Annotated in this window: 22 protein-coding genes and 1 tRNA gene; 15 read left to right on the forward strand and 8 right to left on the reverse strand. The window is 64.6% G+C overall.

The window, feature by feature from the left end; translation table 11 throughout:
• Nucleotides 1-123 precede the first annotated feature (123 nt).
• From FEJ81_RS07785 to FEJ81_RS07825, 9 genes are all read left to right on the forward strand, one after another.
• The gene (locus FEJ81_RS07785; protein WP_138244754.1) at nt 124-903 is read left to right on the forward strand and encodes a sulfite exporter TauE/SafE family protein; all 780 of its coding nucleotides are present in this window, start codon (nt 124-126) and stop codon (nt 901-903) included.
• Between the two features lie 52 nt (nt 904-955).
• A complete protein-coding gene (locus tag FEJ81_RS07790) occupies nt 956-1378 on the forward strand; it encodes a universal stress protein (protein WP_138244755.1) in 423 nt (140 codons plus the stop codon).
• Nucleotides 1379-1478: 100 nt separating this feature from the next.
• Nucleotides 1479-2006, forward strand: coding sequence for an SPW repeat protein (locus tag FEJ81_RS07795; protein WP_138244756.1), 528 nt, complete (start codon nt 1479-1481; stop codon nt 2004-2006).
• Nucleotides 2007-2115: 109 nt separating this feature from the next.
• On the forward strand, nt 2116-3375 hold the full coding sequence (locus FEJ81_RS07800) for a hypothetical protein (RefSeq protein WP_138244757.1): 1260 nt from the start codon (nt 2116-2118) through the stop codon (nt 3373-3375).
• On the forward strand, nt 3372-4370 hold the full coding sequence (locus tag FEJ81_RS07805; RefSeq protein WP_138244758.1) for a potassium channel family protein: 999 nt from the start codon (nt 3372-3374) through the stop codon (nt 4368-4370). Before FEJ81_RS07800 ends, FEJ81_RS07805 begins: the two co-directional genes overlap by 4 nt.
• A 110-nt stretch (nt 4371-4480) precedes the next feature.
• Nucleotides 4481-5989, forward strand: coding sequence for a dihydrolipoyl dehydrogenase (locus tag FEJ81_RS07810; RefSeq protein WP_138244759.1), 1509 nt, complete (start codon nt 4481-4483; stop codon nt 5987-5989).
• 231 nt (nt 5990-6220) lie between these two features.
• Nucleotides 6221-8698 carry a DNA topoisomerase VI subunit B gene (locus FEJ81_RS07815; RefSeq protein WP_138244760.1) on the forward strand — a complete coding sequence of 826 codons (2478 nt, stop codon included), beginning with the start codon at nt 6221-6223 and terminating at the stop codon, nt 8696-8698.
• A complete protein-coding gene (locus tag FEJ81_RS07820) occupies nt 8695-9786 on the forward strand; it encodes a DNA topoisomerase IV subunit A (RefSeq protein ID WP_138244761.1) in 1092 nt (363 codons plus the stop codon). Before FEJ81_RS07815 ends, FEJ81_RS07820 begins: the two co-directional genes overlap by 4 nt.
• Before the next feature lie 304 nt (nt 9787-10090).
• Entirely contained in the window at nt 10091-10396 is a 306-nt protein-coding gene (locus tag FEJ81_RS07825; RefSeq protein WP_138244762.1) for a hypothetical protein, read from the forward strand.
• Nucleotides 10397-10511: 115 nt separating this feature from the next.
• On the opposite strand, the gene FEJ81_RS07830 is transcribed toward FEJ81_RS07825, so the two are convergent.
• The 6 genes from FEJ81_RS07830 to FEJ81_RS07855 form a co-directional block, all read right to left on the reverse strand.
• Complete coding sequence (locus FEJ81_RS07830) at nt 10512-11222, reverse strand: MBL fold metallo-hydrolase (RefSeq protein WP_138244763.1); 711 nt, start codon at nt 11220-11222, stop codon at nt 10512-10514.
• A gap of 112 nt (nt 11223-11334) precedes the next feature.
• Nucleotides 11335-12072 carry a fumarylacetoacetate hydrolase family protein gene (locus FEJ81_RS07835; RefSeq protein WP_138244764.1) on the reverse strand — a complete coding sequence of 246 codons (738 nt, stop codon included), beginning with the start codon at nt 12070-12072 and terminating at the stop codon, nt 11335-11337.
• A gap of 77 nt (nt 12073-12149) precedes the next feature.
• Nucleotides 12150-12998, reverse strand: a complete 849-nt coding sequence (locus FEJ81_RS07840; RefSeq protein WP_138244765.1) for a sugar phosphate isomerase/epimerase family protein — start codon at nt 12996-12998, stop codon at nt 12150-12152.
• Nucleotides 12999-13065: 67 nt separating this feature from the next.
• Nucleotides 13066-14046 (reverse strand): UbiA family prenyltransferase, encoded by a 981-nt coding sequence (locus tag FEJ81_RS07845; RefSeq protein WP_138244766.1) that lies wholly within the window; start codon nt 14044-14046, stop codon nt 13066-13068.
• 1 nt (nt 14047) lies between these two features.
• A complete protein-coding gene (locus tag FEJ81_RS07850; protein ID WP_138244767.1) occupies nt 14048-14878 on the reverse strand; it encodes a sugar phosphate isomerase/epimerase family protein in 831 nt (276 codons plus the stop codon).
• A gap of 2 nt (nt 14879-14880) precedes the next feature.
• On the reverse strand, nt 14881-15681 hold the full coding sequence (locus tag FEJ81_RS07855) for a TatD family hydrolase (protein WP_138244768.1): 801 nt from the start codon (nt 15679-15681) through the stop codon (nt 14881-14883).
• A gap of 301 nt (nt 15682-15982) precedes the next feature.
• Here FEJ81_RS07855 and FEJ81_RS07860 point away from each other — a divergent pair, with 301 nt between their 5' ends.
• From FEJ81_RS07860 to FEJ81_RS07875, 4 genes are all read left to right on the forward strand, one after another.
• The gene (locus tag FEJ81_RS07860) at nt 15983-17203 is read left to right on the forward strand and encodes an inositol-3-phosphate synthase (protein ID WP_138244769.1); all 1221 of its coding nucleotides are present in this window, start codon (nt 15983-15985) and stop codon (nt 17201-17203) included.
• A gap of 55 nt (nt 17204-17258) precedes the next feature.
• Entirely contained in the window at nt 17259-18647 is a 1389-nt protein-coding gene (locus FEJ81_RS07865) for an alkaline phosphatase family protein (protein ID WP_138244770.1), read from the forward strand.
• A 203-nt stretch (nt 18648-18850) separates the two neighbouring features.
• Nucleotides 18851-18925 (forward strand) — tRNA-Glu (locus FEJ81_RS07870).
• A gap of 465 nt (nt 18926-19390) precedes the next feature.
• Nucleotides 19391-20215, forward strand: a complete 825-nt coding sequence (locus tag FEJ81_RS07875) for an IS5 family transposase (protein ID WP_138244771.1) — start codon at nt 19391-19393, stop codon at nt 20213-20215.
• A gap of 109 nt (nt 20216-20324) precedes the next feature.
• On the opposite strand, the gene FEJ81_RS07880 is transcribed toward FEJ81_RS07875, so the two are convergent.
• The gene (locus tag FEJ81_RS07880; protein WP_205522423.1) at nt 20325-21038 is read right to left on the reverse strand and encodes a chlorite dismutase family protein; all 714 of its coding nucleotides are present in this window, start codon (nt 21036-21038) and stop codon (nt 20325-20327) included.
• A gap of 251 nt (nt 21039-21289) precedes the next feature.
• A complete protein-coding gene (locus FEJ81_RS07885; protein ID WP_138246735.1) occupies nt 21290-21943 on the reverse strand; it encodes a ribonuclease HI family protein in 654 nt (217 codons plus the stop codon).
• A gap of 478 nt (nt 21944-22421) precedes the next feature.
• Between FEJ81_RS07885 and lrp the strand changes: the two genes are divergently transcribed.
• Nucleotides 22422-22877, forward strand: a complete 456-nt coding sequence (gene lrp, locus FEJ81_RS07890) for an HTH-type transcriptional regulator Lrp (RefSeq protein ID WP_138244773.1) — start codon at nt 22422-22424, stop codon at nt 22875-22877.
• A gap of 296 nt (nt 22878-23173) precedes the next feature.
• Entirely contained in the window at nt 23174-24112 is a 939-nt protein-coding gene (locus FEJ81_RS07895; protein WP_138244774.1) for a hypothetical protein, read from the forward strand.
• Nucleotides 24113-24124 lie beyond the last annotated feature (12 nt).

The raw sequence follows: 24124 nt of genomic DNA on the forward strand, positions 1-24124 counted from the left end.
CTCGACCGGTCCGTCCGTTCGGTTCGCGAGAGTGTACTCGACTATTTGATCGGTAGCTGACCCGAGGGGGTCGAAATCAGAAGAGTTAGTTCGAGCGCCACGGACCACTGGATACCCTCCCAGATGCTCGAGTTGCCCTTCGGTCCCTCGCTGGTCCTGTTGCTCGTGTCGATCGCCTTCTTCTCCGGCATCGGCATCACCACGATCGGTCCCGGCGGCATCTTCGTGACGATCGCGCTGTACTCGCTGACCCCGCTGGCCTCGAGTCAGGTCGCCGGGACCGCCCACGCGACGTTCGTCGTGACGGGACTCGTCGGCAGCGCCGCCTACCTCCACTCCGGGGAGATGAACACCGGCGAGAGCCGCGCGATCGCGATCGTCCTCAGCGGCTCGAGCGTCCTCGGCGCGCTCGTCGGCTCGTACGTGAACGCGTTCGTCCCGCGATCGGTGTTCGGCGTCCTGCTCGGCGGTGTCGCGATGGCCGTCGGCGGGATCATCCTCTATCGCGAGCGGCGGGGCTTTAGCCCGGTCTACGATCTCGAGCCGCTGAGCGGGACCGGCCGGCTCGTCCTCGCGGGGCTCGGGTTCGTTCTCGGGATCGCCAGCGGGCTGTTGGGGATTGGCGGCCCGGTACTCGCCGTCCCCGCGCTTGTCCTCGTCGGCGTGCCGATGTTGCTCGCGGTCGCCGTCGCACAGGTCCAGTCGATCTTCATCGCGACGTTCGCGGCGTCGGGCTATTTCCTGCAGGGGAACGTGCTGATGCCGCTCGCGGTCGTCGTCGGCACGCCGCTGTTGCTCGGCGTCGTCGTCGGCTGGCGGGTCGCCCACGTCATCGATCCCGAGCGGCTGAAGGTCGCGCTGGGCGTCGTCCTGCTGGGCGTCGGGCCCTACCTCGCGCTCTGAGACGGCTCCTGCCGGACCCAGACTGAAGGCGACGGGCGTCGACACCCCGCCCGTGGCCCGAATCCTCGTTCCCTTCGACGACTCCGAACCCGCCCGCGACGCCCTCGGGTACGCGTTCGACCTGTTCCCCGACGGCGACGTGATCGTGCTGGTCGTCGTCGACACCACGTCGCTGCCCTTCATCCCGAACACGGCCGACGACGAGTCGAGCGACGAGTCCCAGGAACTGCTCTCGGAGGCCGCCGACCTGCTCGAGACCGCGGAGTCGATCGCCGCGGACCGCGGGGTCGACGTCGAGACGCGAACGCGGCTGGGGACACCGGCCCAAGAGATCCTCGAGTTCGCCGAGGGGGAATCCATCGACCACGTCGTCATCGGCAGCCACGGCCGGTCGGGCGTCGCGCGGATCCTGCTGGGCAGCGTCGCCGAGGTCGTCGTTAGACACTCGCCCGTGCCGGTGACCGTCGTCCGGTGACGGACCGTCGCGGCGAGCCGAGCGCACCGACTCCCCCGGACCCTGCAAACACGGGCAGCGAACTCTTTGCCCCGAGAGGCCGACCCCGACTCGAGAGCCAATGAGCGAGTACGACGGCACGGAGAATCCCGAAACCCCGTGGCGGGGCGACGAGGACGGCGCGTCCGAAGACGACGCCCGCGGCGGCGAGGGGCTGACCGGTGGGGACAGAACGCCGTACGGACCGAACCCGGACGAACGGGGAAAAGGACTGTCGGCGGTCGCCGGCCTGCTCGGGCTCGCGCTGATCGTACAGGCCCTCGTCCTCGAGCTCGCCGCGGGCCAGTTCTGGAACGACGCGCTCGTCGGGGCGACCCTGTTCGTCGCCGGCGCGTACAACTACTACCGCCGGTCGAACGAGGAGTTCGGGAGCATCGGCGTCGCCTCGCTCGTAGCGCTCCTCGGACTGTGGCTCGTCGCGTCGCCGTTCCTGCTCGGCACCGGATCGGGCCTCGCCGAGACCGCGAACGATCTCGGTTTCTGGACCGACGTCGTCGTCGGCCTGCTCGCGGTCGGGCTGGGTTCGTACAGCGCTTACGAGATTCGCGAGCGCCGCCGGGACGTCGACGTGCGGCGGACGGTGACCTGACTCGCCGACGCGTTCCGCGATTCGATATCGCGGCGAATCCGCTCGCGAATCGTGATTGTGGCATACTCCGGCCCAATCCACTTATCCCGCGTTCTGGTAGGGTGGTCCGATGGTTCCGCTCGTCGCGATACTGCTCGCACTCGTCGTCGGCGCGGTGATTCTCGAAGTCGTGTCGTATCGAGCGCTCGAACGGATTCCCTCGGTCGCCACCGAGGAGTTCCCCGAGATCGACCGGGAGTTACTGGGGAAGTTCAGCAGTTTCGATCCCGAACTGGGCTGGTGTCCCCAACCCAATCGGGAGAAACAGAAGGACACGGGCGACCACCTCCCCGGTGAGGAGGTCCGCAGCGTCGTCACGTACTCGACCGACGAGTACGCGAGTCGGGTCTGCCCCGCGAAGGAGCGCGACCCCGACGCCGATCTCACGGTCTCGACCTACGGCGACTCCTACTGTTTCTGTCGGGAGGTCGACAACGACGAGACGTTCCAAAACTACCTCGCGCAGGAACTCGACACCCACGTCGCCAACTACGGCGGCGGCAACTACGGTCTGGATCAGGCGCTGATGCGACTCAAACGCCAGTACCCCGAGGACCCGACCGACCACGTGTTCATGGTCGTCACCGCCTCCTCGATCGCCCGCATCCTCTCGGTCTGGAAACACTATCAGGAGTTCGGGAACATCCTCGCAGTCAAACCCCGGTACGTCCTCGAGGACGGCGACCTCGAGCGCGTCGAGAGCCCCGTCGACGAAAAAGAGGAGTTGCTCGACCTCGAGTCGAAGGCCGATTTCCTGCGGGAGTACGACTTCCACTACGACCACTGGTTCAAACCGCACTTCGCGACGCGGCCCTACACGGCTGACTTCCTCGAGAAGAACGAACACGTCCGGTACGCGGCGTATACGGCCGGAAAGGAACTCGAGCGTCGGCTCGAGCGATCGATTCCGGGGATCGACTTCGATCTGGCACAGACCCAATCGGCGTTGCGGCTGGAGCGGCCCCGCGTGCGGTATCACGAACGGCTGTTCGACACCCACGAGGCCCTCTTCGACGCGCTCATCGAGGAGTTCGTCGACTACGCGGACGAGCAGGGGTTCGAGCCGACGTTCGTGATGGTCCAGCAGCTCCGGTACGCGACCTACGAGTCCGAACACGGCCCGATCTACGGCGACCTGATGGATCGACTCGACGAGCGCTACGACGAGCTGACGACGATCGACATGGCCACGCATCTCTCGCCCGACGACGGTGATGTCGAGTCGCTGTACGTCGAGCGCGGTGAGGGCGGCCACTACAGCCCCGAGACCAACGCGGAAATCGCGCAGGTGCTGGCCGAGGTCGTCGAGGAGCGGGCAGTCGTGGAATGAACCCGTTCTATCTCGTCGCCGGGATCGTTATCCTCGTCATCGGGATCGTGGACATCATCTGGACGACGCTCTGGGTCGACGGCGGCTCCGGCCCCCTCTCGGGCCGGCTCACGACCGGGGTCTGGCACGGGCTCCGAACCACGAGCGGCAATCACGACAAAGCGCTCAGTATCGCGGGCCCGCTCATTCTCGTCCTCACGCTCGTCATGTGGATCGGCCTCATCTGGCTCGGGTGGACGCTCGTCTTCGCTAGCTACCCGCATTCGCTCGTCAGTACCCGCTCCGGGGCCGTCGCCGACTGGTCGGGCCGGTTCTACTACGTCGCCTACACGATGTTCACGGACGGCAACGGCGACTACACGCCGCTGGGCGATGTCTGGGAGATCGCCAGTTCGCTCACGACGGCCTCGGGGATGGCATTCGTCACGCTCGGCGTCTCCTACATTCTCACCGTTCTCGGAGCCGTCTCGAACAAACGCTCCTTCGCGAGCACCGTCACGGGACTGGGCGAGCGAAGCGAGGCCTTCGTCCGGACGGGCTGGACCGGCGAGGACTTCCAGGGGCTCGATCTGACCGTCGAGTCCCTCGCCTCGGAGCTGAGCCTGCTGGCCGAACAGCACAAGTCCTATCCGATCCTCCACTATTACCACAGCGAACAGGCCGATCGAGCGTCGGCCGTGGCGGTCCCCGTCTTCGACGAGGCGCTCGCACTCTTTCGCTACGGCGTCCCCGACGAGGCCAGTCCCGACCCCGCGATCATCGAGAACGGGCGCTCGAGCGCCGAGAGCTACATCGAAACGCTCGACGCCGCGTTCATCGAGCCCGCCGACGAGGTACCGCCATGGCCCGAACTCGATCGACTCCGCGAGGACGACATCCCGACCGTCTCGGACGCGGAGTTCGAGGCCGAATTCGAGGCGATGACCGAGCGCCGCCGGCATCTACTCGGCATCGTCCGCGGCGACGCCTGGGAGTGGCCGCCGGTCGAGGAGTGAGCCTGCCCGCGGTTTCCCGATCAGTTTTCGACCACGTTTCGGGAGTATTCAGCACGCACGTCGCGGAAACGCAGACCGGTGTTCTTTGCGCTCCGGACCGACGCATCCGTATGGAGGAGTACGACGTTCTGGTCATCGGCTCCGGCTCCGGCCTCGACGTAGCCAACGCGGCGGCGAATCAGGGAGAGTCGGTCGCGGTCGTCGAGAAGGGACGACTCGGCGGCACCTGCCTCAACCGCGGCTGTATTCCGTCGAAGAAGCTGCTGTACCACGCCGACGTGATGGAAACGATCGATCGTGCCGACGAGTTTAAGATCGACGCGTCGGTCGACGGCGTTCAGTTCGCCGAGATCGTCCGCGAGGTCACCGCGGACGTCCACGGCAGTTCGGACTCGATCGAGCGCGGCCTCAGTTCTTCCGACCGGATCGACCTGTATCGAGCGAAAGCCCGGTTCGTCGACGACCGCACGCTCGAGCTCTCCGGCGGGGACCGGGACGGTGAGCGCCTCGCGGCGGAGACCGTCCTCGTCGCGGCGGGCACCCGTCCGGCGATTCCGCCGATCGACGGCATCGAGACCGTCGACTACCTCACCAGTAGGGAGGCGCTCCAGTTAGAGACCCCACCGGACCACCTCGTCATCGTCGGCGGCGGCTACATCGCCGCCGAACTGGCCCAGTTCTTCGGCACCTTCGGTAGCGAGATCTCGATCGTCGGCCGGCGGCCGACCCTGCTTCCCGACGCCGACGAGGAAGTAGCCGCCGCGTTCACGGAGCGCTACGCCGACCGATTCAACGTCTACACCGGCTACGAGGCCACCGCGGCTATGCAGTCCGAGGGCTCGATCACCGTCGAGGCGAGCCCCTTCGCCGACGCGGACGGCGCGATGGCGAGCCCGACCGAGCAGATTTCGGTCACCGGCGACGAACTGCTCGTCGCGGCCGGCCGTACTCCCAACACGGACACGTTGAACGTCGAGGCCGCCGGCATCGAAACCGACAAGTTCGGATTCGTCGAGACCGACGCGTACCTGCGGACGACCGCCGAGGGCGTCTGGGCGCTCGGCGATATCGTCGGCGAGTACCTGCTGAAACACAACGCGAACCACGAGGCGCGGGCCGTCGCGCGAAACCTCTTTGGCGATGACCTCGAGGCGGTCGACTACTCGGCGATGCCCTTCGCCGTCTTCGGGTCGCCGGAGGTCGCCGGCGTCGGGCTGACCGAACAGGAACTTCGGGAGGCGGACCGAGAGTACGCAAAGCGCACCTACCGCTACGAGGAGACCGCCCGCGGGTCGGCGATGAAAGCGGAGGGGTTCGTCAAGCCGATCATCGACCTCGAGGGCGAAATTCTGGGCTGTCACATCATCGGCCCCGAGGCCTCGGATCTGATTCAGGAGGTCGTCGTGGCGATGACGGCGGGCACCGGGACGGTGCGGGACATCCGGGAGTCGATCCACATCCACCCCGCGCTCTCGGAGGTCGTCCAGCGCGCGTTCTCCGGGGAATTCACGCTCGGTGACACCCACGGCCACGGGCATTCCGACGATCACGGGCACGATACCGGGCACGAACGCGGCCACAGTCACGACCACGGGCACAGCCACGATCACGACCACTGAGAGCCCCACCGCCGAGTCAGAGCTCGCGTCAGCTCGCGGATTCTCCCTCGAGCACGGACACTCGAGCGGCCGCGCGGTCACCGACCCCGAGACGGAAATACCGGTTTCGAGCCGGCGATCGGGCCCGATCGCGGGCCGTCACGGCCATCGAATCGGCGGACTGGTCGGGGACGATTCACTTTCACTGCGGTAGCACACAGCTTTTAGCCCCACCGTTAGTATGGGACAACGATGACGTCGTTCCAGTCGACACTCGGTGACGAGCCGGGGATCGCCGAGGAGCTGGCGGAGAGCCAGCAGTCGATCTCCATCGCCGAGTTCTTCGAGAAGAACAAGCACATGCTCGGCTTCGACAGCGGTGCTCGAGGCCTCGTCACGGCCGTCAAGGAGGCCGTCGACAACGCCTTAGACGCCGCCGAGGAGTCGGGTATTCTCCCGGATATCTACGTCGATATTCAGGAAGCCGGCGACTACTACCGCCTGATCGTCGAGGATAACGGCCCGGGACTCACGAAAGAAACGCTCCCGAAGGTCTTCGGGAAACTGCTCTACGGCTCTCGCTTTCACGCACGCGAACAATCCCGCGGCCAGCAGGGGATCGGTATCTCTGCTGCAGTTCTGTACGCCCAGCTGACCAGCGGGAAACCCGCGAAGATCACCAGTCGGACGCAGGGGTCGGAAGACGCCGAGTACTTCGAGCTCATCGTCGATACCGACAGCAACGAGCCCGAAATCAGCGTCGAGGAGACGACCACGTGGGACCGCCCCCACGGCACCCGCATCGAACTCGAGATGGAGGCCAACATGCGCGCCCGCCAGCAGCTCCACGACTATATCAAGCACACGGCGGTCGTCAACCCCCACGCCCGCCTCGAGTTGCGCGAACCGCAGGAACACTTCAAGTTCGAGCGCGCGACCGACCAACTCCCCGAGGAGACCGAGGAGATTCGGCCCCACCCCCACGGCGTCGAACTCGGCACCGTGATGAAGATGCTGACGGCGACGGACTCCCAGACGGTCTCGGGGTTCGTCCAAGAGGAGTTCACCCGCGTCGGCAAGAAGACCGCCGACTCGATCATCGACGCGTTCCGCGACCGTCACTACGGCCGCGAGATGCGCTGGCGGCCGCCGGCGAGCCACGAGGAGATAGACCTCCACGCCGCAGTCGAGGACGCGACGGCGAACAAAGGTGCCGACGCGACGAGCGCGTTCGCCGACGCCATCGCCGACGCGGTCGCGGATTCCGACCGCATCGCCCACTTCGAACTGCGCGAGGCCGTCGAATCGGCCGCCGAGGCGGTCGAGGACGACCACGGAACGACGTTCGGCGACACCGTTCGGGAAAACGCCGTCGAGGCGGTCTGGCTCGAGTTGATCGATGTCGCCGAGGCAGACGACGATGCGGCCGAGACGGACGACGAGGGCGAGCCGGCGACCGAGGCCGACGGCGACTCGAGACTCGTCGCCGACCTCTACGACCTCGCGGATGACGCGACGAGCACCCGCAAGGACGACGAAGTCATCCATGCCTTCGCCGACCGGCTCGCGGGCAAGTTCGAGGATCCCGAGGACGTTCGCCACCGGTTCACCTCCGAAACGCTGCGCGAGTACGTCGACCGGGCTGCGGACCTCACCGAGGAGTACGACGATGTCTCCTTCGGCGAGACGGCCCGTGAGAACGTCACGGAAGCCATCTGGGACGTGATGGCCACCGTCCCGGACGACCCGCCGCTCGTTCGCGAACTCGACGGCGACCGCGACGCCACCAGCAACCTCGTCGACGCGATGCGCGCGACCGACATCATGGCACCGCCGACGCGGTGTCTCGCGCCCATCTCCGAGGACCTGATCACCGCCGGCCTCGAGAAGGAGTTCGACGCCGACTTCTTCGCCTCGGCGACCCGCGACGCGGGCGTCTCCGGCGGCGATCCGTTCATCGTCGAGGCCGGGATCGCCTACGGCGGCGACCTGCCGGCCGAGGGAACCGGCGAGGTCATGCGCTTTGCGAACCGGGTGCCGCTGGTCTACCAGCGCGGGGCCTGTGCGACGACGGACGTAGTGAAGTCGATCGGCTGGCGCAACTACGGCCTCGACCAGCCCGGCGGCTCCGGCCTGCCGAACGGGCCGGTCGTGATCATGGTCCACGTCGCCTCGACGAACGTCCCCTTCACCAGCGAATCGAAAGACGCCGTCGCGAACGTCCCGGAGATCGAAGACGAAATCGAACTCGCGATCCGGGAGGCCGCACGCGATCTGAAGAGCTATCTCAACAAGCGCCGGTCGATGCAACAGCGCCGGAAGAAACAGAACGTCCTCGGGAAGATCCTCCCGGAGATGGCCGCGAAGGTCGCCGAAGTCACCGGCCGCGACGAGCCCGACATCGACGACGCGATCGCACGGATCATGAACAACGTCCTCGTCGAGCGCCACACGGAGGCAAACGGCGACGGAAAAGCGGTCTCCGTCGTCGTCGAGAACAACTCGGGGACGAACGAGTCCCTCGAGATCACCGATATCGTCTCGGCCGAACCCACCGATCTCTCCGACGGCGCGACCGTCGTCGAGATGGACGGCGAGTGGTTCGTCAAGTGGGAACCGGAGGTCTCGAGTGACGACGAGGCGGCCCTCGAGTACGAGGTACCGGACGACGCGACGTTCGATCTGGACGTCAAAGGCGTCGAAACGGAGAAACTGACGGTGAAACAATGAGCGCAGACGATACCGAACAGGCACGAGAGCAGTTGATCGATCTCGCGGCGCAGTTCTACGACCAGTTCGAACTGGGCGAGATTCCACACATGTCCGTGCCGACACGGACGAAGAACAACATCGAGTACGACGAGGAGATGGATGTCTGGGTCTACGGCGACCGCGAGTCGACCCGATCGGCCAACTCCGTCCGCGGCGCACGGAAGCTCCTGAAGGCGATCTACACCATCGAGTTCCTCGCGGAACAGCTCGAGGAGGACCGCTCGTCGACCCTGCGTGAACTCTACTACCTCTCGGAGAGCTGGGACAACGACGAGGCCCAGTTCACGAGCCAAGACGAGTCCAACAGCATGGTCGAGGACTTGGAGATCGTTTCGGGGGTCACCCGCGAGGACTTCCACATGCGCCCCGAGGAGTCGGGCGCGAAGGTGATGGGGCCAATCCACATCCGCGAGCAGACGAAGCGCGGCGACCGCGACATCCACTGCCAGCTCGACGTGGGACAGGGCGGGTACCAGATCCCGAACAACCCGGACATGATCGAGTTTCTCGACAACGACGCCGACTTCGTCCTCTGCGTGGAGACCGGCGGCATGCGCGACCGACTCGTTGAGAACGGCTTCGACGAGGAGTACGACGCGATCGTCGTCCACCTCGGCGGACAGCCCGCACGGGCCACGCGCCGGCTGACGAAGCGTTTCCACGACGAACTCGGGCTTCCCGTGGTGGTCTTCACTGACGGCGACCCGTGGTCGTACCGCATCTACGGTTCCGTCGCCTACGGCTCGATCAAGTCGGCCCACCTCTCGGAGTACCTCGCGACGCCCGAAGCGAAGTTTATCGGCATCCAGCCCGCCGATATCGTTGAGTACGAACTGCCTACCGACCCGCTGGCGGACTCCGACATCAACGCCTTGGAGAGCGAACTCGAGGACCCGCGGTTCCAGACCGACTACTGGGAGGAACAGATCGAACTCCAACTCGAGATCGGGAAGAAGTCCGAACAGCAGTCACTGGCGTCGCACGGTCTCGACTTCGTGACGGATACCTATCTCCCTGAACGGCTCAGTGAGATGGGCATTCTGTAGACGGCGCTCGAACCGTCGTTCAGGGAGATGATCCCTGAACGGCTCAGTGAGATGGGCGTCCTGTAGGCTTCGTTCTCCTCGAGTCGCGGTCTCATCGCGCACTCCAATCGGATAGCCGAGCGCCGCACGTGCGACTTGCTTCTGTCGATAGTCGAGACCCCTGTCAGGACGGCAAACGTCTGCCGCAGCTGGTGGTCTCAGTCCCGCTCTGCCTCGGTCGCCGAATCGTCCCGGTTGCATTCCCTGTGTCTGCAGGTACAACCGGTTCCCGTCTGCGGGTACTTTCATCAGCTAGACTGGTGATATGGCCGACGAAAACGACAGCGAACGGCCGTTGCACAGCGACCCCGACGAGGGGGCGATAGACGAGCCGACGACCTCCAACGCCCAAGAAGCCGACGAGACCGCGTGGATGATGAAAGAGGGGGTCGCGATCGGGCTGATCGCGATCGGTGCCATGGTGGCGCTCGGCATCGGCCTCCTGCAGGGGACCGGCCTCGTCGACGTGTTCGCGCCGATCGCGGACACCGGGCTCGGCCAGTGGGCCGCGTTCGCGGTGCTGATACTCATCGGTATCGCGGTGTTCGCGTGGACGCGAATCGGCGTCTGAACCGCGGTTCGAGGCCTCGCTATCTCCTCTCTCCGCTCGTTGTCTTCGTCCCCGACACTCGAGCGACCCGCTCGAGAGACGTGGCGCGGTTTCGACGCGTCTCACACGGAGTCGTCTACTCGTCGAGGACGACCGGGACGCGGCGTCTCGCGATGTCGACGACGAACGCATCGACGTCGGTTTCGTCTGCATCGGCGGGATCGTAGCGGACCGGCAACACGAGGTCGGGGTCGATGTCGTCGGCCAGCGACGCGGCGTCGTGGCGATCCATCGTCCCCGTCCCGTCGATCGGCGGGAGCAAGAGGTCGACGTCCATCTCCCGGTGAAACGGTAGTACGTCCGTGTCGCCGGGCCAGAACGCGGTGATTCCGTCGACGGTGACGCCGAAGCCACAGCCCCGCCCCTCGGGATGGACCGGCGTTCCGTCCTCGTCCGTATTGGGACCGTCGGGAGCGTTGGCGGCCGGCGTCGTGAACAGATCGAGCGGCCCGAGGACGAACGACTCATCGGCGCGGACGCGTTCGACCTCGAGCGGCAGTTCGTCCGGCCGTTCGTCGATACCGCCGCTCTCGCTCGCGTCGATCCCGATCGACTCGTGGACGACGACCAGCGCGTCCTCGCGGGCGACCCGCCTGATCGAGTCGGGATCGTAGTGGTGGTCGTGACTGACGAGAATCAGATCCCCGTCTCGAGGCTCCGTTCTTTCCAGTCCGCCGTCTCGAGCCAGAACGGGATCGCTGTAGATGACCGCGCCGGTCTGTCCCTCGAGTCGGACGGCCGCGTTGCCGAACCAGTCGATCGTCACGGCGTCGAAGCTGACGGTCATGCGTGATCGTTCCGCGAGCGGGCCGAAAAGTGTTCGACTCGCGGTCGGCTGGGGCCCCGAGCCGCGGTTCGATCCGTAGGTCTGCCCTGCGGAGTCGGCTCGGGAACCGACCTCAGGGGATTCGAACCGAGTGCTCGAGCGTGCCGACGCCCTCGATTTCGATCTCGACGGTGTCGCCGTCCGAGAGCGGGCCGACGCCCTCGGGCGTGCCGGTCGCGATCACGTCGCCGGGCTCTAAGGTGAGGTAGGTCGTGATCTCGGCGATCAGTTCCGGGATCGAGAAGATGAGTTGCTCGCGGGAGCCGTCCTGTTTGAGGTCGCCGTTGACGCGGGTCCGGACGGACGCGTCCGCGGGAACTTCGTCCGGGGTCGCGAGGACGGGGCCGAGGGGAGCCGCCCCGTCGAAGGCCTTGCCGCGGATCCAGTTCTGTTCCTGGCGCTGATCGTCGCGGTTCGAGAGATCGTCGACGCAGGTAAAGCCCTCCACGACATCCATCGCGTCCGCTTCGGGAACGTGGCGGCACTGCTCGCCGATGACGACGCCGAGTTCGGCCTCGTGGTCGATCCGGTCTTTGCCCGCGGGGAGGGTGACGGTGTCGCCGTGGGCCGCGAGCGCGTTCGGCGGCTTGAGAAAGAGCAGCGGTCGGTCGGGGACCTCCGAATCGAGCTCCGCCGCGTGGTCGGCGTAGTTCTTCCCGATACAGACGATTTTCGACGGCTCTGACGGCGGGAGCACGTCGATCTCGTCGTCCTCGAGCGCGTAGCTCTCGTTCGCGAAGTGAACGGTTCCGTTCTCGTACTCGCCGCGACGGACCGCGCCGGCGGGGTCGCGGAATCGGACGTATTTCACGCTCGGTGGAATGGGTGCAGGGGATAAAAAGCGTTGAGGAGGCGGTTCGCTCGAGGGTGGGTTCGACCGGCGGCGAGCTACAGGTAGCTCTCGAGTTGTGCCATCGCGTCCCGCGCCGCGCGGTCGGGTTCGTCGGGGTAGGTGTAGAGTTCCAGCGTGGCGAACCCGTCGTACCCGATGTCTGCGAGCGCGTCGAAGATCGCCCGGAAGTCGATGTCGCCCTCGCCGGGGATCCGGTGGTAGTGTTTCCCCCGGCGGCCGCCGACGATGTCCTCGAGGTGGATGCCCGTGATGGAGCCGGCACTAGCGCGGATGCTCTCGGGAACGTCCTCGCCGTAGACGGCCGCGTGGCCGATATCGAGGTTGATCCCGAGCGAGTCGCGGCCCATCTCGTCGATCAACTCGAGCGCCTCGCTGGTGTTCTCGATCAGCAGTTCGGGTTCGAACTCGATGCCGACCTCGATGTCGCGGGGGTCGGCGTAGTCGAGGATCTCGTGCAGCGAGTCGCGGAGGTACTCGCGGGCCTCCTCGGGCGGCGTCCCCGGAAGCGGCCGGCCGGTCGCCAGACAGACCGCCGGCGAGCCGACGGCCTCGGCGAGGTCGATCGCCCGCTTCGTGTATTCGACGCGCCACTCGCGGGCCTCGTTGTCCGCCCGAATGACGCTCGGTTCGAAGAAGGCCGACGGCGGCGCGTCGTCGTAGTAGCCCATCGCCGTGTTCGCGTTGACGTTCGAGACCGCGAGCCCAGTTTCGGAGATAGCCTCGAGGACGGCCTCGCGGTCGCCGTCGCCGAACTCCGGAAAGTAGGCGTGGGGGTCGTCGCCGAGCAGTTCGACGCCGGCATAGCCGTGGTCGGCGATCCGGCGAATCGCCGCCGGGAGCGAGTGGCGCGTGTACGCGTTCGTCGAAAAAGCGAGTTCGACCATCGATCTGCGTCTCCTACACCGGAGCGCCACTAATTCGTTGGCCCGTCACACTCGAGGGGCGACCGAACTACGTCACGTCGAACACCCGCGAGAGGCCCACCGCCGGGACGAGGAAGACGCCAGCGGCGACCGCCCAACGGAGTCCGGCCGCGGCGGCAAAGGCCGCGTCGAGCAACACCAGTCCGAGGATACAGGCACCGACCGCTGGCCCGACGGTGCTCGGCACCGGATCGGCGTGTGCGGCTCGCAGGGGCCGGCCGACCCACCAGCAGAACGCGGCGGTAAACGCGAGGGCGACCGCCGTCTCGAGCCGCGACGGGCCGACAGTCACGAGATACCAGCCGACGGCGAGCACCGCTGCAACGGCACCCGCAGCGGCGACGCTGACAGCGCCCCGGTTGCCGCCCTCGGTCTCTCGAGCGGCCATGAACGTGACCGCGGCGATGTAGCCGGTGACGACCGCGGGGACGGCGAGCAGTCGGTTCGGGGACTCGAGGAGCGCGCTCCCGGCGGCGGTCGTCCCGAGGACGACGTTCAGCCCGCGCGTCGCACCCATCGCGAGGAAGCCGGCGGCGGTCCCCTTCAGGAGTCCGTCGTAGGCGACGATCGCGAGGGCGATCAGTCCGGCGGCAACGGCACCGGGGCCGCCCGCGACGACGCCGGCGAGGGCGACGGCGGCGAGCAACAATGCGACCCCGAGCGCGAACGCGGCTCGCCGCGAGACGCGACCGGAGGGGATCGGGCGTTCGGGCCGTTCGCGCGCGTCGATCGGCGCGTCGAACGCGTCGTTGAGCGTCGTGCCGGCGGCATAGAGGAGGACCGAACAGCCCGCGAGCCCGCCGACCGTACCCGGCTGCGGGTCGGAGCCGACGGCGGCCACGAGCGCGGCTCCGAGGATCACGTCCGGCGGCGCCGTACAGAGGTTCGGGACGCGGATCAGCGCCGCGTACGCACCGACCGTGGCCCGCAGACCGGCGTCCGTGTCAGTCTCCTCGAGGGCGTCCGAATCGCCGTTTTCGTCGGCTCCCGACCGGACGCAACCGGCCACCCTACGCCCACCCGTGTTCCTCGAGGTAGGCCATCGCCTCCTGTGCGGTCTCGATCGCCGTCTCCTCGTAGGGGTAGAGTTCGACGGTGACGAACCCGTCGTAGCCCCGATCCTCGAGTTCGGCGAGAAAGCCGTCGATGTCCATCGCCCCGTCGCCGAGTTGCGTGTGTTCGTGGGTCCGGTCGGCCGGGATGTCCTCGAGGTGGTAGTGTTCCGTGTGCTCCCAGAGGGGTTCGACTAGCTCGGCCGGGTCCTCGCCGACCGAGTAGAAGTGACCGGCATCGAAGTTACACTTCACGCTCGGCGAGTCGACCCGCTCGAGGAGTTCGAGGAACTCCTCGCCGGTCTCGATCAGCAGGTCGGGTTCGGGTTCGACGAGCAGGTCGACGCCGAGTTCCTCGGCTTTCGGGATGACTTGCTCGAGACTGTCGACGAAGGTATCCAGTGCCCACTCCCGCGATTTCCCGTCGGGGATCGGCCCGCCGGGTTCGATCGAGATGTAGTCGTGGCCGAGGTCGGCCGCGGTCTCGAGCGCCGCGAGGGTGTAGTCGATCCGTCGCTGCCGGTACTCCTCGTCGGGTTCGATGTAGGAGGGGTGGTGAAAGCCCTCGATCGCGGTCAGCATGAACGCGTTGGCGTTGCTGATGGCGATCCCGTGTCGCTCGAGGACCTCGGTGACGCGCTCGCGTTCCTCGTCGGTGGCATCGGGCGGATACAGGTGCGGTTCGTCGAGCAGGATTTCGACGCCGTCGTAGCCCGCGTCGGCGATCGACTCGATGGCGTCCTCGAGTTGGTACTCCCGGAACGCGTTGGTGGAGAAGCCAAACCGCATCGTCAGGCCTCGTAGTCGAAGTTCGGCGACTGGTCGAAGAACTCGTAGGGGTTCTCGAAGACGACTTTCCGCACGTCCTCGCGGTCCCAGCCCCGGTCGAGCATCATGTCGCGGGCCTTCGGCACCGCCAGCGGGTCCGAGGGATCCCAGTCCGCCGCGCTGTTGAAGATCATGTTATCGGTGCCGTACTCCTCGAGCAGGTCGATCGCCGACTCGGCCTCGATCTTGCCGGGGTAGAGCGTGAAGCCGATCCAGCAGTCCGTTCGCGTCGAAATATCGATCGTGTTCTCGGTGTTGTGATCGATGATGATTCGCTCTTGGGTGACTCCCATCTCCTCGATGATCTCGACGATGCGCTCGGTCCCCGACGGCTTGTCCGTGTGGGGCGTGTGGATGATGACGGGAAGCTCGCGGTCCTCCGCGATCTCGAGCTGGCGGCGGAACGCCCACTCCTCGTCGTCGGTGACCTGATCGAAGCCGATCTCGCCGACGCCGACGACGGGGTCGCGGTCGAGATACTCCGGAATCCGGTCGACGACTTCCTCGGCCATCTCGCGGTAGTTGGCTTCCTTGGGCTCTAAGCCGATCGTGACGTAGTGGTCCATGCCGGCGGCCCGCTCGGCGCGGTCGGTCTCGTGTTCGATAATCTGCTCGAAGTAATCGAAGAACGACCCCGCGTTGTGTTTGTCCTGACCGCTCCAGAAGGCGGGCTCGATACAGCACTCGATACCGGCCCGTCGCGCTCGCCGGTAGTCGTCGGCCGAGCGCGATACCATATGCATGTGAGGATCGATAATCCGCATACCGGCCGTGCCACGAGCGACCGGTTTGGTGCTGTGATCGTTCGATCGGCAAACGCGAGGTTGAAAACGGCGAATCAGTCACTTCCGACGGCGGAATACGGCGTTACGAGCGACCAACTCCGTATTACTCCTGCTACGCGAGTCATAACGAAAGCCGTTCGGACCCCACCATCGCGGGAATGACCCGACGCGAACGAACGACGGCAGTGGCGTATCCGCCGCGGATCGGCCCCGACACCGAGGGCGGCCGAAACGCGTCGACAGTCCGGATCGAACGGCCGTCGGGAGGGGATGAGACCCGATGACCGACAGGCGAGAGCAACCGGCCGACGGCGCAGACCGAACGGGCGTCTGGCTCGTCGGTGCACGCGGCAACGTCGCGACGATGTCGATCGTCGGTGCCCGCGCGATCGCTCGCGGACTGACTGGGACGACCGGAATGGTCACGGAACGCGAGCCGGTCGCGAGTCTCGACCTGCCGCCGGTCGACGGGCTCGTCTTCGGCGGCCACGACATCGCTCCGGAGTCGCTCGTCGCCCAAGCCGAACGCCAGCGCGACCGGAACGGCGTCCCCGACGCCGAGACGCTCGCCGCCGTCCGGGACGATCTGGCCGAGATCGACGACCGGATCGAGGTCGGGACGGCGGTCAACTGCGGCGCGGCCGTCTCCGAGGACAGCGAACGACTGGACGAGAGCCTCGCCGTCCGGGACGTCGTCGATCAGATCCGGGACGACTACGAGACGTTCCGCGAGCGCCACGACCTCGAGCGATTGGTCGTCGTCAACGTCGCCTCGACCGAACCCGAACTGGCGGCACCCGAGCGGTACGACACCCGCGACGCCCTCGAACGGGCGATCGACGAGGACGACCGCGACCTGCCGGCGAGCGTGCTCTATACCTACGCCGCGATCGATGGCGGCCACCCGTTCGTCAACTTCACGCCGAGTACGGGCAACACGCTCGGCGGGATCCGCGAACTCGCGACCGCGAAGGATGTCCCTCACATGGGTCGCGACGCCAAGACCGGCGAGACGCTCGTCAAGTCCGCGCTCGCCCCGATGTTCGCCGGGCGAAACCTGCAGGTGATGAGCTGGGAGGGCCACAATATCCTCGGCAACAAGGACGGACTCGTGCTCGAGGACGAGGAAAACGCCGCCGGCAAACTCTCGAGCAAGGGTGACGTGCTCGACTCGATCCTCCCCGACATCGGCCACAATCGGGTCCGGATCGACTACACGCCCTCGCTGGCCGACTGGAAGACGGCGTGGGACTACATTCACTTCGAGGGCTTCCTCGACACGGAGATGACAATGCAGTTCACGTGGGAGGGGTCGGACTCCGCGCTGGCCGCGCCGCTGGTCCTCGATCTGGTACGACTGGTCGCCCACGCCGACGAACACGGGAACGGGGGGCTCCAGCCCCAGCTCGCGTCCTTTTTCAAGGCCCCCATCGGGGTCGACGAACACGACTTCTCCCGCCAACTGGACCGTCTGTACGACTACGCCGAGCAGCATCGCTGATGCGTCTGACTACCCCGTTCGACCGCACGACTGCGATGTCTGATACCCAGAACCAATGACAGACCCCACCATCGCCGAGACGACCGACAGTGCAGACCGCGTGATCGTCCTCGATGTCGTCGGCCTCCAGCCACAGCACATCGACGCCGACCGAACGCCGACCCTCGAGTCACACTTCCCGTCCGACTCAGTGACCGACCTCCGGCCGCCGTTCCCCGCGGTGACGGTGCCGGCCCAGACGACGCTGGCAACCGGGCGCGGTCCCGCCGAGCACGGCGACGTCTCGAGCGGCGAGTACGACCGCGAGCGCCAGACGGCCGCGTTCTGGGAGCGCGACCGCGACGGCCGCGATCGCATCTGGGAGACGGCCAGCGAGGCGGGACTGACCACCGGCGTCCTGAACTTCCAGCACCTGATCGGAACGAGCGCCGACATCGCGCTCACCCCCTCGCCGATCGAGGACGAGGACAACAATATGCTCGAGATGAACTGCTGGACCAACCCCAACGGCTTCTACGACGACCTCCGGGACGACCTGGACCACTTCCCGCTGCACAACTACTGGGGTCCCGGCGCGAACGAGGAGGGGAGCCGCTGGATCCTCTCGGCCGCGAGCGAGGCGATCGAGCGCTTCGATCCCGACCTGCTCTGGGTCTACGTCCCGCATCTGGATTACGTCGGCCAGAGCAACGGCCCCGGGAGCAACGCCTTCGACGAGGAACTCGCGGTCGTCGACGACCTCCTCGCGGACTTCCTCACCGACCTGTCCGAAACCGACCGCTGGGACGAGACCCTGCTCACCCTCGTCAGCGAGTACGGCTTTCACGACGTGGACCGACCAGTGTTTCCCAACCGCGCACTCCGCGAGGCCGGGCTGCTCGAGACGGGAGGAGACGGCGACGTCGACATCCCCGGATCGGACGCGTTCGCCATGGTCGACCACCAGATCGCACACGTCTACGCCGACCCGGACGCGGTCGCCGACGCCCGCGACGCGCTCGCCGATCTCGAGGGCGTCGATGCCGTCCTCGAGGAGTCGGGCAAGGGGGAGTACGGCATCGATCACCTCAACGCGGGCGAACTCGTCCTCGTGGCGGATCGGGACGCGTGGTTCCAGTACTACTGGTGGGACGACCGCGCGGCCGCGCCCCCGTACGCGACCGACATGGACATCCACAAGAAACCGGGCTTCGACCCCTGCGAACTCTTCTTCGGCGACGAGGGACTCGTCTCGCTCGACGCCGCGCAGGTCAGCGGCTCCCACGGCCGCGTCGACGAGTCCGCGCTCGGCACGTTCGGTCTCGGCGGCCCGGCCGCGCCCGCGCTCGAGGGCGACGAGCCGGTCGACGCGACCGACGTGACCCCGACGATCGCGGATCTGCTCGGGCTCGAGGGTGAGCTCTCGATGGCCTTCGAGGGCACGTCGCTTCGTCAGGAAGACTGACCGTTGGGGTTGGCGGGCGTTCTCGAGGCGACGACAGTGTTTGTTGTCGGCAGAATAAGGGTTGCAGCGTGCGTGATGTGATGCCACTGCCGCCGCGGAACGGAACGCTTTTCATTAGCCCTCAGCAAGAAAGAGTTGCGAGACGCGCACCGTTGGCGAGACGGACGAAGTCCGTCGAGGCGCGGCGCGTGAACGCAGTGAACGCTCCGTTGGTGTAGTCCGGCCAATCATTTCGGCCTTTCGAGCCGATGACCTGGGTTCAAATCCCAGACGGAGCACTCTTCTGAGGAACGACGTGACGAAGAAGGAAGCGCACGCTCTGGGATTTGAATGAGAGAAACGCGAGCATCGCGAGCGTTTCGCGTGGTTCAAATCCCAGACGAGCATTCTTCGGCGAACAAACTCGTGAGCCGAAACTGCGGCTCCGGTAATTTGAATTAGACGAGTCGCAGCACCGAGCGTCGCGAGGTGATCGTCTCGGCGTAGTTCAAATCCCAGACGGAGAATCCCAGACGAAGCACTTCTACGGCGGTTTTCGGATAATTCGAGCTTGATCCCTATCGGCCGGTGAGCGCAAACGGATCAATTTCTGCCGGTGTAAGGGTGGAGTCGGTACGTGGTTTTTAGTGGCTTCTGCGGATTCAACAGAGTCGGGATTTCGGATGTCAAGGGCCTTGTTTAGACGCTGGAGAGGAAGACTCACTCCGGCAAACTAACCACCACCAGAGCCGGAACCGAGTAGTGTGTCCTCTCGTCTCTCCCGTTTCACAGATCGTCTCGTAACGCTGGCACAACGCGCTGTCTCAGGTGATCCTGCGCCAGCAGTCAAGAAGGGTGACGGCGGCTACGCTGACTGGGTCATTATTGTGACCCACGGTCTCCGCGAATACCTCGACCTGCCATATCGACGGCTCCTTGATGTCCTTCACGAGATGCCCGGTATCGTCGAGAAGATGAGTCTCAACGTCAGCCAACTGCCGGACTTTACGACCGTGTGCGCACGGAACCAGCAGCTCCAGATGACGATCTGGCGAACTCTGCTTCAGCTCTCTGCCGATCTTCACGATACCGGCGAGGTACAGGCTATCGACGCGACTGGCTTCGACCGGCACTCGGCCAGTCGTCACTACGCAAATCGGACAAACTACACCTTCAGATCGGTGAAGACGACTGCGTTAGTTGATTGTGAGACCGGTGCTGTGTTGGATGTCCATTGCTCAATGAAGCAACCGCACGACACGCAAGTCGGACGGCAAGTACTTACACGGAACCTCGACCAGCTTCAGACGGTCACTGCCGACAAAGGCTACGACTGGGACGCCCTTCGTCAGCGCCTACGGGAGGCAGATGTTCGCCCTGTGATCAAGCATCGTGAGTTTGTGCCATTAGATGTAGCTTATAACGTTCGCCAAGATAACAATACCTATCATTACCGGTCTGCGGTCGAGGCGATCTTTTTCGCTCTCAAACAACGGTATAGCGATACGCTCCGAGCACGAACGTGGTTCGGTCAGTTCCGCGAAATTGTGTTAAAATCCGTTGCTCGAAATATCGAGATTGCTATCTGATTCAGGACACGCTCCTCGCGTGTGATCCGTTTCTATCGGTCAATGTGGGTGACGAATATACTACACTAGCCGCCGGCCTACCAACTATTTACCAAGAGATTTGAATGTATCAAATGTCTTCAGATTGGAGAAGTTTATCGACAATAGTCTCGGACGATTCGATACGACCGATCAACGTAGGATTACCGTCGGAAACGTAGTGGTATTCGGGGACGGATTCCAAGTCTCTGTAGAGATCGATAAACGCGCTGAGGTCATTTGTCTCGAAATAGGTAATATAATCGTAATCGGTGAGACCGCTGGAATGGTAGAGCTGACGGCGGATACGATCGAGATAGGGAAGCGCCACTTCGATGTGATCTCGCATTTTCTCAATACGGTCAGAGTCGGGAAGATTCCACCACTCGGCGTTCTTATCTACTGGGATAATAATTGCGTAGTCTGGCGGTTCCGTTCCTTCGAAGGTGGCCGCCTTTTCGATCGCATCGAGATCAGGTGTTTGTGGGAGGTAGACGGCATCGCGGATAATCCCAATAAGCACATCGACGAGTTTCGAGTACCGTCCAAACGATGTGGCCTGAAACTCTCGGAGGACTTCCTGAGCAGTCGTCAAGTCGTGCGCATGGATACGGACAAGGTAGTCCACTCCGGGGGTAAGCCCACTCAGTAGATACGTATCAACAAGCACTTCTTCTGACCTGTTGCTATCTTCAAGGATGTTGCTAACTTCTTTAGTGAAGATCTCAACATCATCGTCGGCTGTTTGAGGCCGCTCAAGTGTATATGCTGCAAACAGTCCAACCACGCCATCCTCTTCGAGCATGTCCGACCCATGGCTAGTTATACCCATGTTCCGACAGGACGTAATCCGTCTTCATAAGGGTACATCCCTACTCCAGTGGCTATTGTCGTTCTGAGGCACCTATCGAAAGTGTCCATGATCTCAGCGATAGATTTACACGCCCACCTGACCGAGTGTTTCATTCCGGATTTAATCTAAAGAGTAAGGGGAGCAGCCTCGTTCTACTGTATATCTACGTCTAAACAAGGCCGATGTCAAGCGGTGTAGGTCTGCTACCCGGGTCCAAACGCCGCGATATCGGCACCCACCGTCGCCAGTGCGTCGGCGGGATTCGGGTCGCTGTCGGCCAGATGCGTGTACTGGTGGTCCGGGATGCTCGAGAGTGCCGCCGTAACGGCCTCGCTGTACGTCTCGACGCCCGGTTCCGTCGGGTCCTCGCCGCCCCAGATGTCTCGGATGACCGTCATCGAGTCGATGCGCACCTCCAGCGTGCGCGGTTCGTAGCGGGCCAGCAGTTCGGAGAGCCCGAGTTGGAGGGCGACGTACTCGGCGGTGTTGTTCCCCGTCCGGGAGCCGACGGGGCGGCCGAGACGGGCGAGTTGGTCCTCCGCAGCGCCCATGATGACAGCGCCCGCCCCTGCGGGGCCGGGGTTGCCACGTGAACTGCCGTCAACGTAGAGGACGAACGTGTCGCTCGTCGGCTCGGGGACGGGTGGCCGGGAGAGTCCCGACTCCAACAGGCTCTCGAGCGCGGAACGCAACTCAGCCGGTGTTGTCGCCGGGTCGAACAGACCGCCGTAGCCGGGGACGGCGTCGTCGATGGCGTCGGTGGCGGCTGCGACCTCGTAGCCGACGTCTGCGAGTGCTTCGTCGACGAGCGTGGCCAACGGCGAGAGGTGTTCGCTCGGCAGGGGGTCGTCGGTCACGCTACTCACCCTTCGGGCTTCGGTTCCGGACTCTTACACCTTCGGTCCCGGACGATCTCGCTGACTGGGTGCACCACTGCATATCGGTCCTCGATGGTCAAGCGGGATAATCTCTTCAGGTGGCATCGGTGGCAGCCCGTTTTAACTCAGTCGCACTCGTGAGACCCTCGGTGGCTGATACAACCGGCCTGCTGAATATAGAGGCTATATCCCTCGGAGAATGATTATATTTGATTTGTGATGGTGGGAACGACCCGTTTCGTGAAATCTCGAGTCCCCGAATGCAACGATCGGCGTCCGCTTTTGTCCACGCTGAGGAAAGACGCCCGCTCTGAACAGTCGCCGGTGAGTCACTGCGATTGCAGTAATTCACACCTCTGCAAGCGTTGTCCGCCTACATCGCAACACCGGCTCGCTGGAAGCGGATAGAACTGGATATTCGTAAACTCCTAGTAGGTGGAGTGTGTCATACCAGTCAATGACCTACGAACACCTGGATTCGGATCTGGTAAATGAACTACTCAACGACGGCCGCGCAAGCCTGCGCAGTCTCGCCGAAGAACTCGACGTCTCCGTGACGACCGTCTCGAATCACCTCTCCGATCTCGAGGAGGAGGGCGTGATCGAGGGGTATACGCCGAAGATCGACTACGACGAGGTCGGCTACGATGTGACCGCCGTCATGCAACTCAAAGCCGAGGGGAACGCCCTGCCCGAAATCACCGAGACGCTGAAAGATCACCGCCAGATGATCTCCGTCTACGAGGTCACCGGCGACTACGACGTGATCGCCATCGGGAAGTTCGAGGATACGGACGACATGAACGATCAGATCAAGACGCTGATCACCGATCCCGACATCAACCAGTCGAACACGAGCATCGTACTCAACGCCGTCAGCGAGAACGAACAGTTCGAACTCGACACGGAGTAAGCGACGGTTCTCCCTCGAGCCACGGCGAAAACCGGACTTACGCCCGTGGATATTCCCTCCACCCCAGCGGTGTCTCTCTCCTCGGCCGCCGCCCGGCTCGTGATTACTGCGGCTCGAGAGGTAACAATTGCCGGTTTACCCGCGAGCCGCGTCTCAATCACCGCTTGCCGTCGCCCATCATATACCGGGACTATCGAGTGGCACTGTCGCTCCCGCTCCACCGCGAAGAAATATTCCCTAAACCCCGCAACTGTAGAAGCTTCTAATGACTGCGGTGGTGTCGGTGAGCAAGCGTCATGGCATATGGTACCAATCCAGAAGACAGGTACAGTTACGGGGAAGTGAGCGACGAGGACCGTCGCGAATTCCTGCAAGCGCTCGGCGTTATCGCCGGCGGGGCCGTCGCCGGTGCGACGCTCCGTGATCTCCGCGCGGAGGTTTCAAGCGGCGCGGCCGGCGGGCTCGCCGAGATGGGAGAGGCGGTCCGTGGTGGCCTGACCGGAACGCTCGACGCAACGCTGTTGAACGAAGAGTTGGCAGCCCTCGAGGAGAGCTTCGAGCTGCTTCCGCAGCTAGCGGCGATGGGGACTCCTGAGCAGGGCGTATCGGCGTATCAGGAACTGACGACGGCCGCGTGGGCGATCAACGATCACCTCTCGGAGGTCGGCTTCTTCGCGAGCGCGGAGGAGAACCTGCCGGCGTTCGAGCCGGCACACATCGAGGAGACGACGCGGCAGTTGTTACACATCGACGCACTGCCGGCGACGCTTTCGGAGATCGGCTTCGCGACGGAGGAACAGACGGCGCTGGTGACCAACATCGTGAACTCGCGCGAGCAGCTCTCGTGGTGGATGGCGACGCCGGATTATCCGCCGGCCGAGGCCGTCGACGACGGCGTCGTCCACGAGTACGTTGCGCCGCTCCACCAGCGGGCCGCGGAGGGATCGCTGCTGTGGATCGACGGGCTCGATCACTATCTCTGGCAGCGAGCGCCGCTCGTGACTGAGGAGATGATCGATCGCGGGTTGTGGGACACCAAGTCGATGCTCGGCGGCTACTACCTGCTGGGGTCGGCCGCGCGCGACCTCGCGGCCGGCGATATCGCCGACGACCACCTGACGACGCTGACGACCGCCAGTACCGCGATCATGATCATCAGCCAGGAGTTCCTCATCAACGACGTCATCCGGATCACGGACGACAAGCGTGCGCCACGGAACCCGGCATCGAACTAATCAGGTGTTGAC

It is taken from the genome of Natrinema versiforme (assembly GCF_005576615.1).
GTDB lineage: Archaea > Halobacteriota > Halobacteria > Halobacteriales > Natrialbaceae > Natrinema > Natrinema versiforme_A.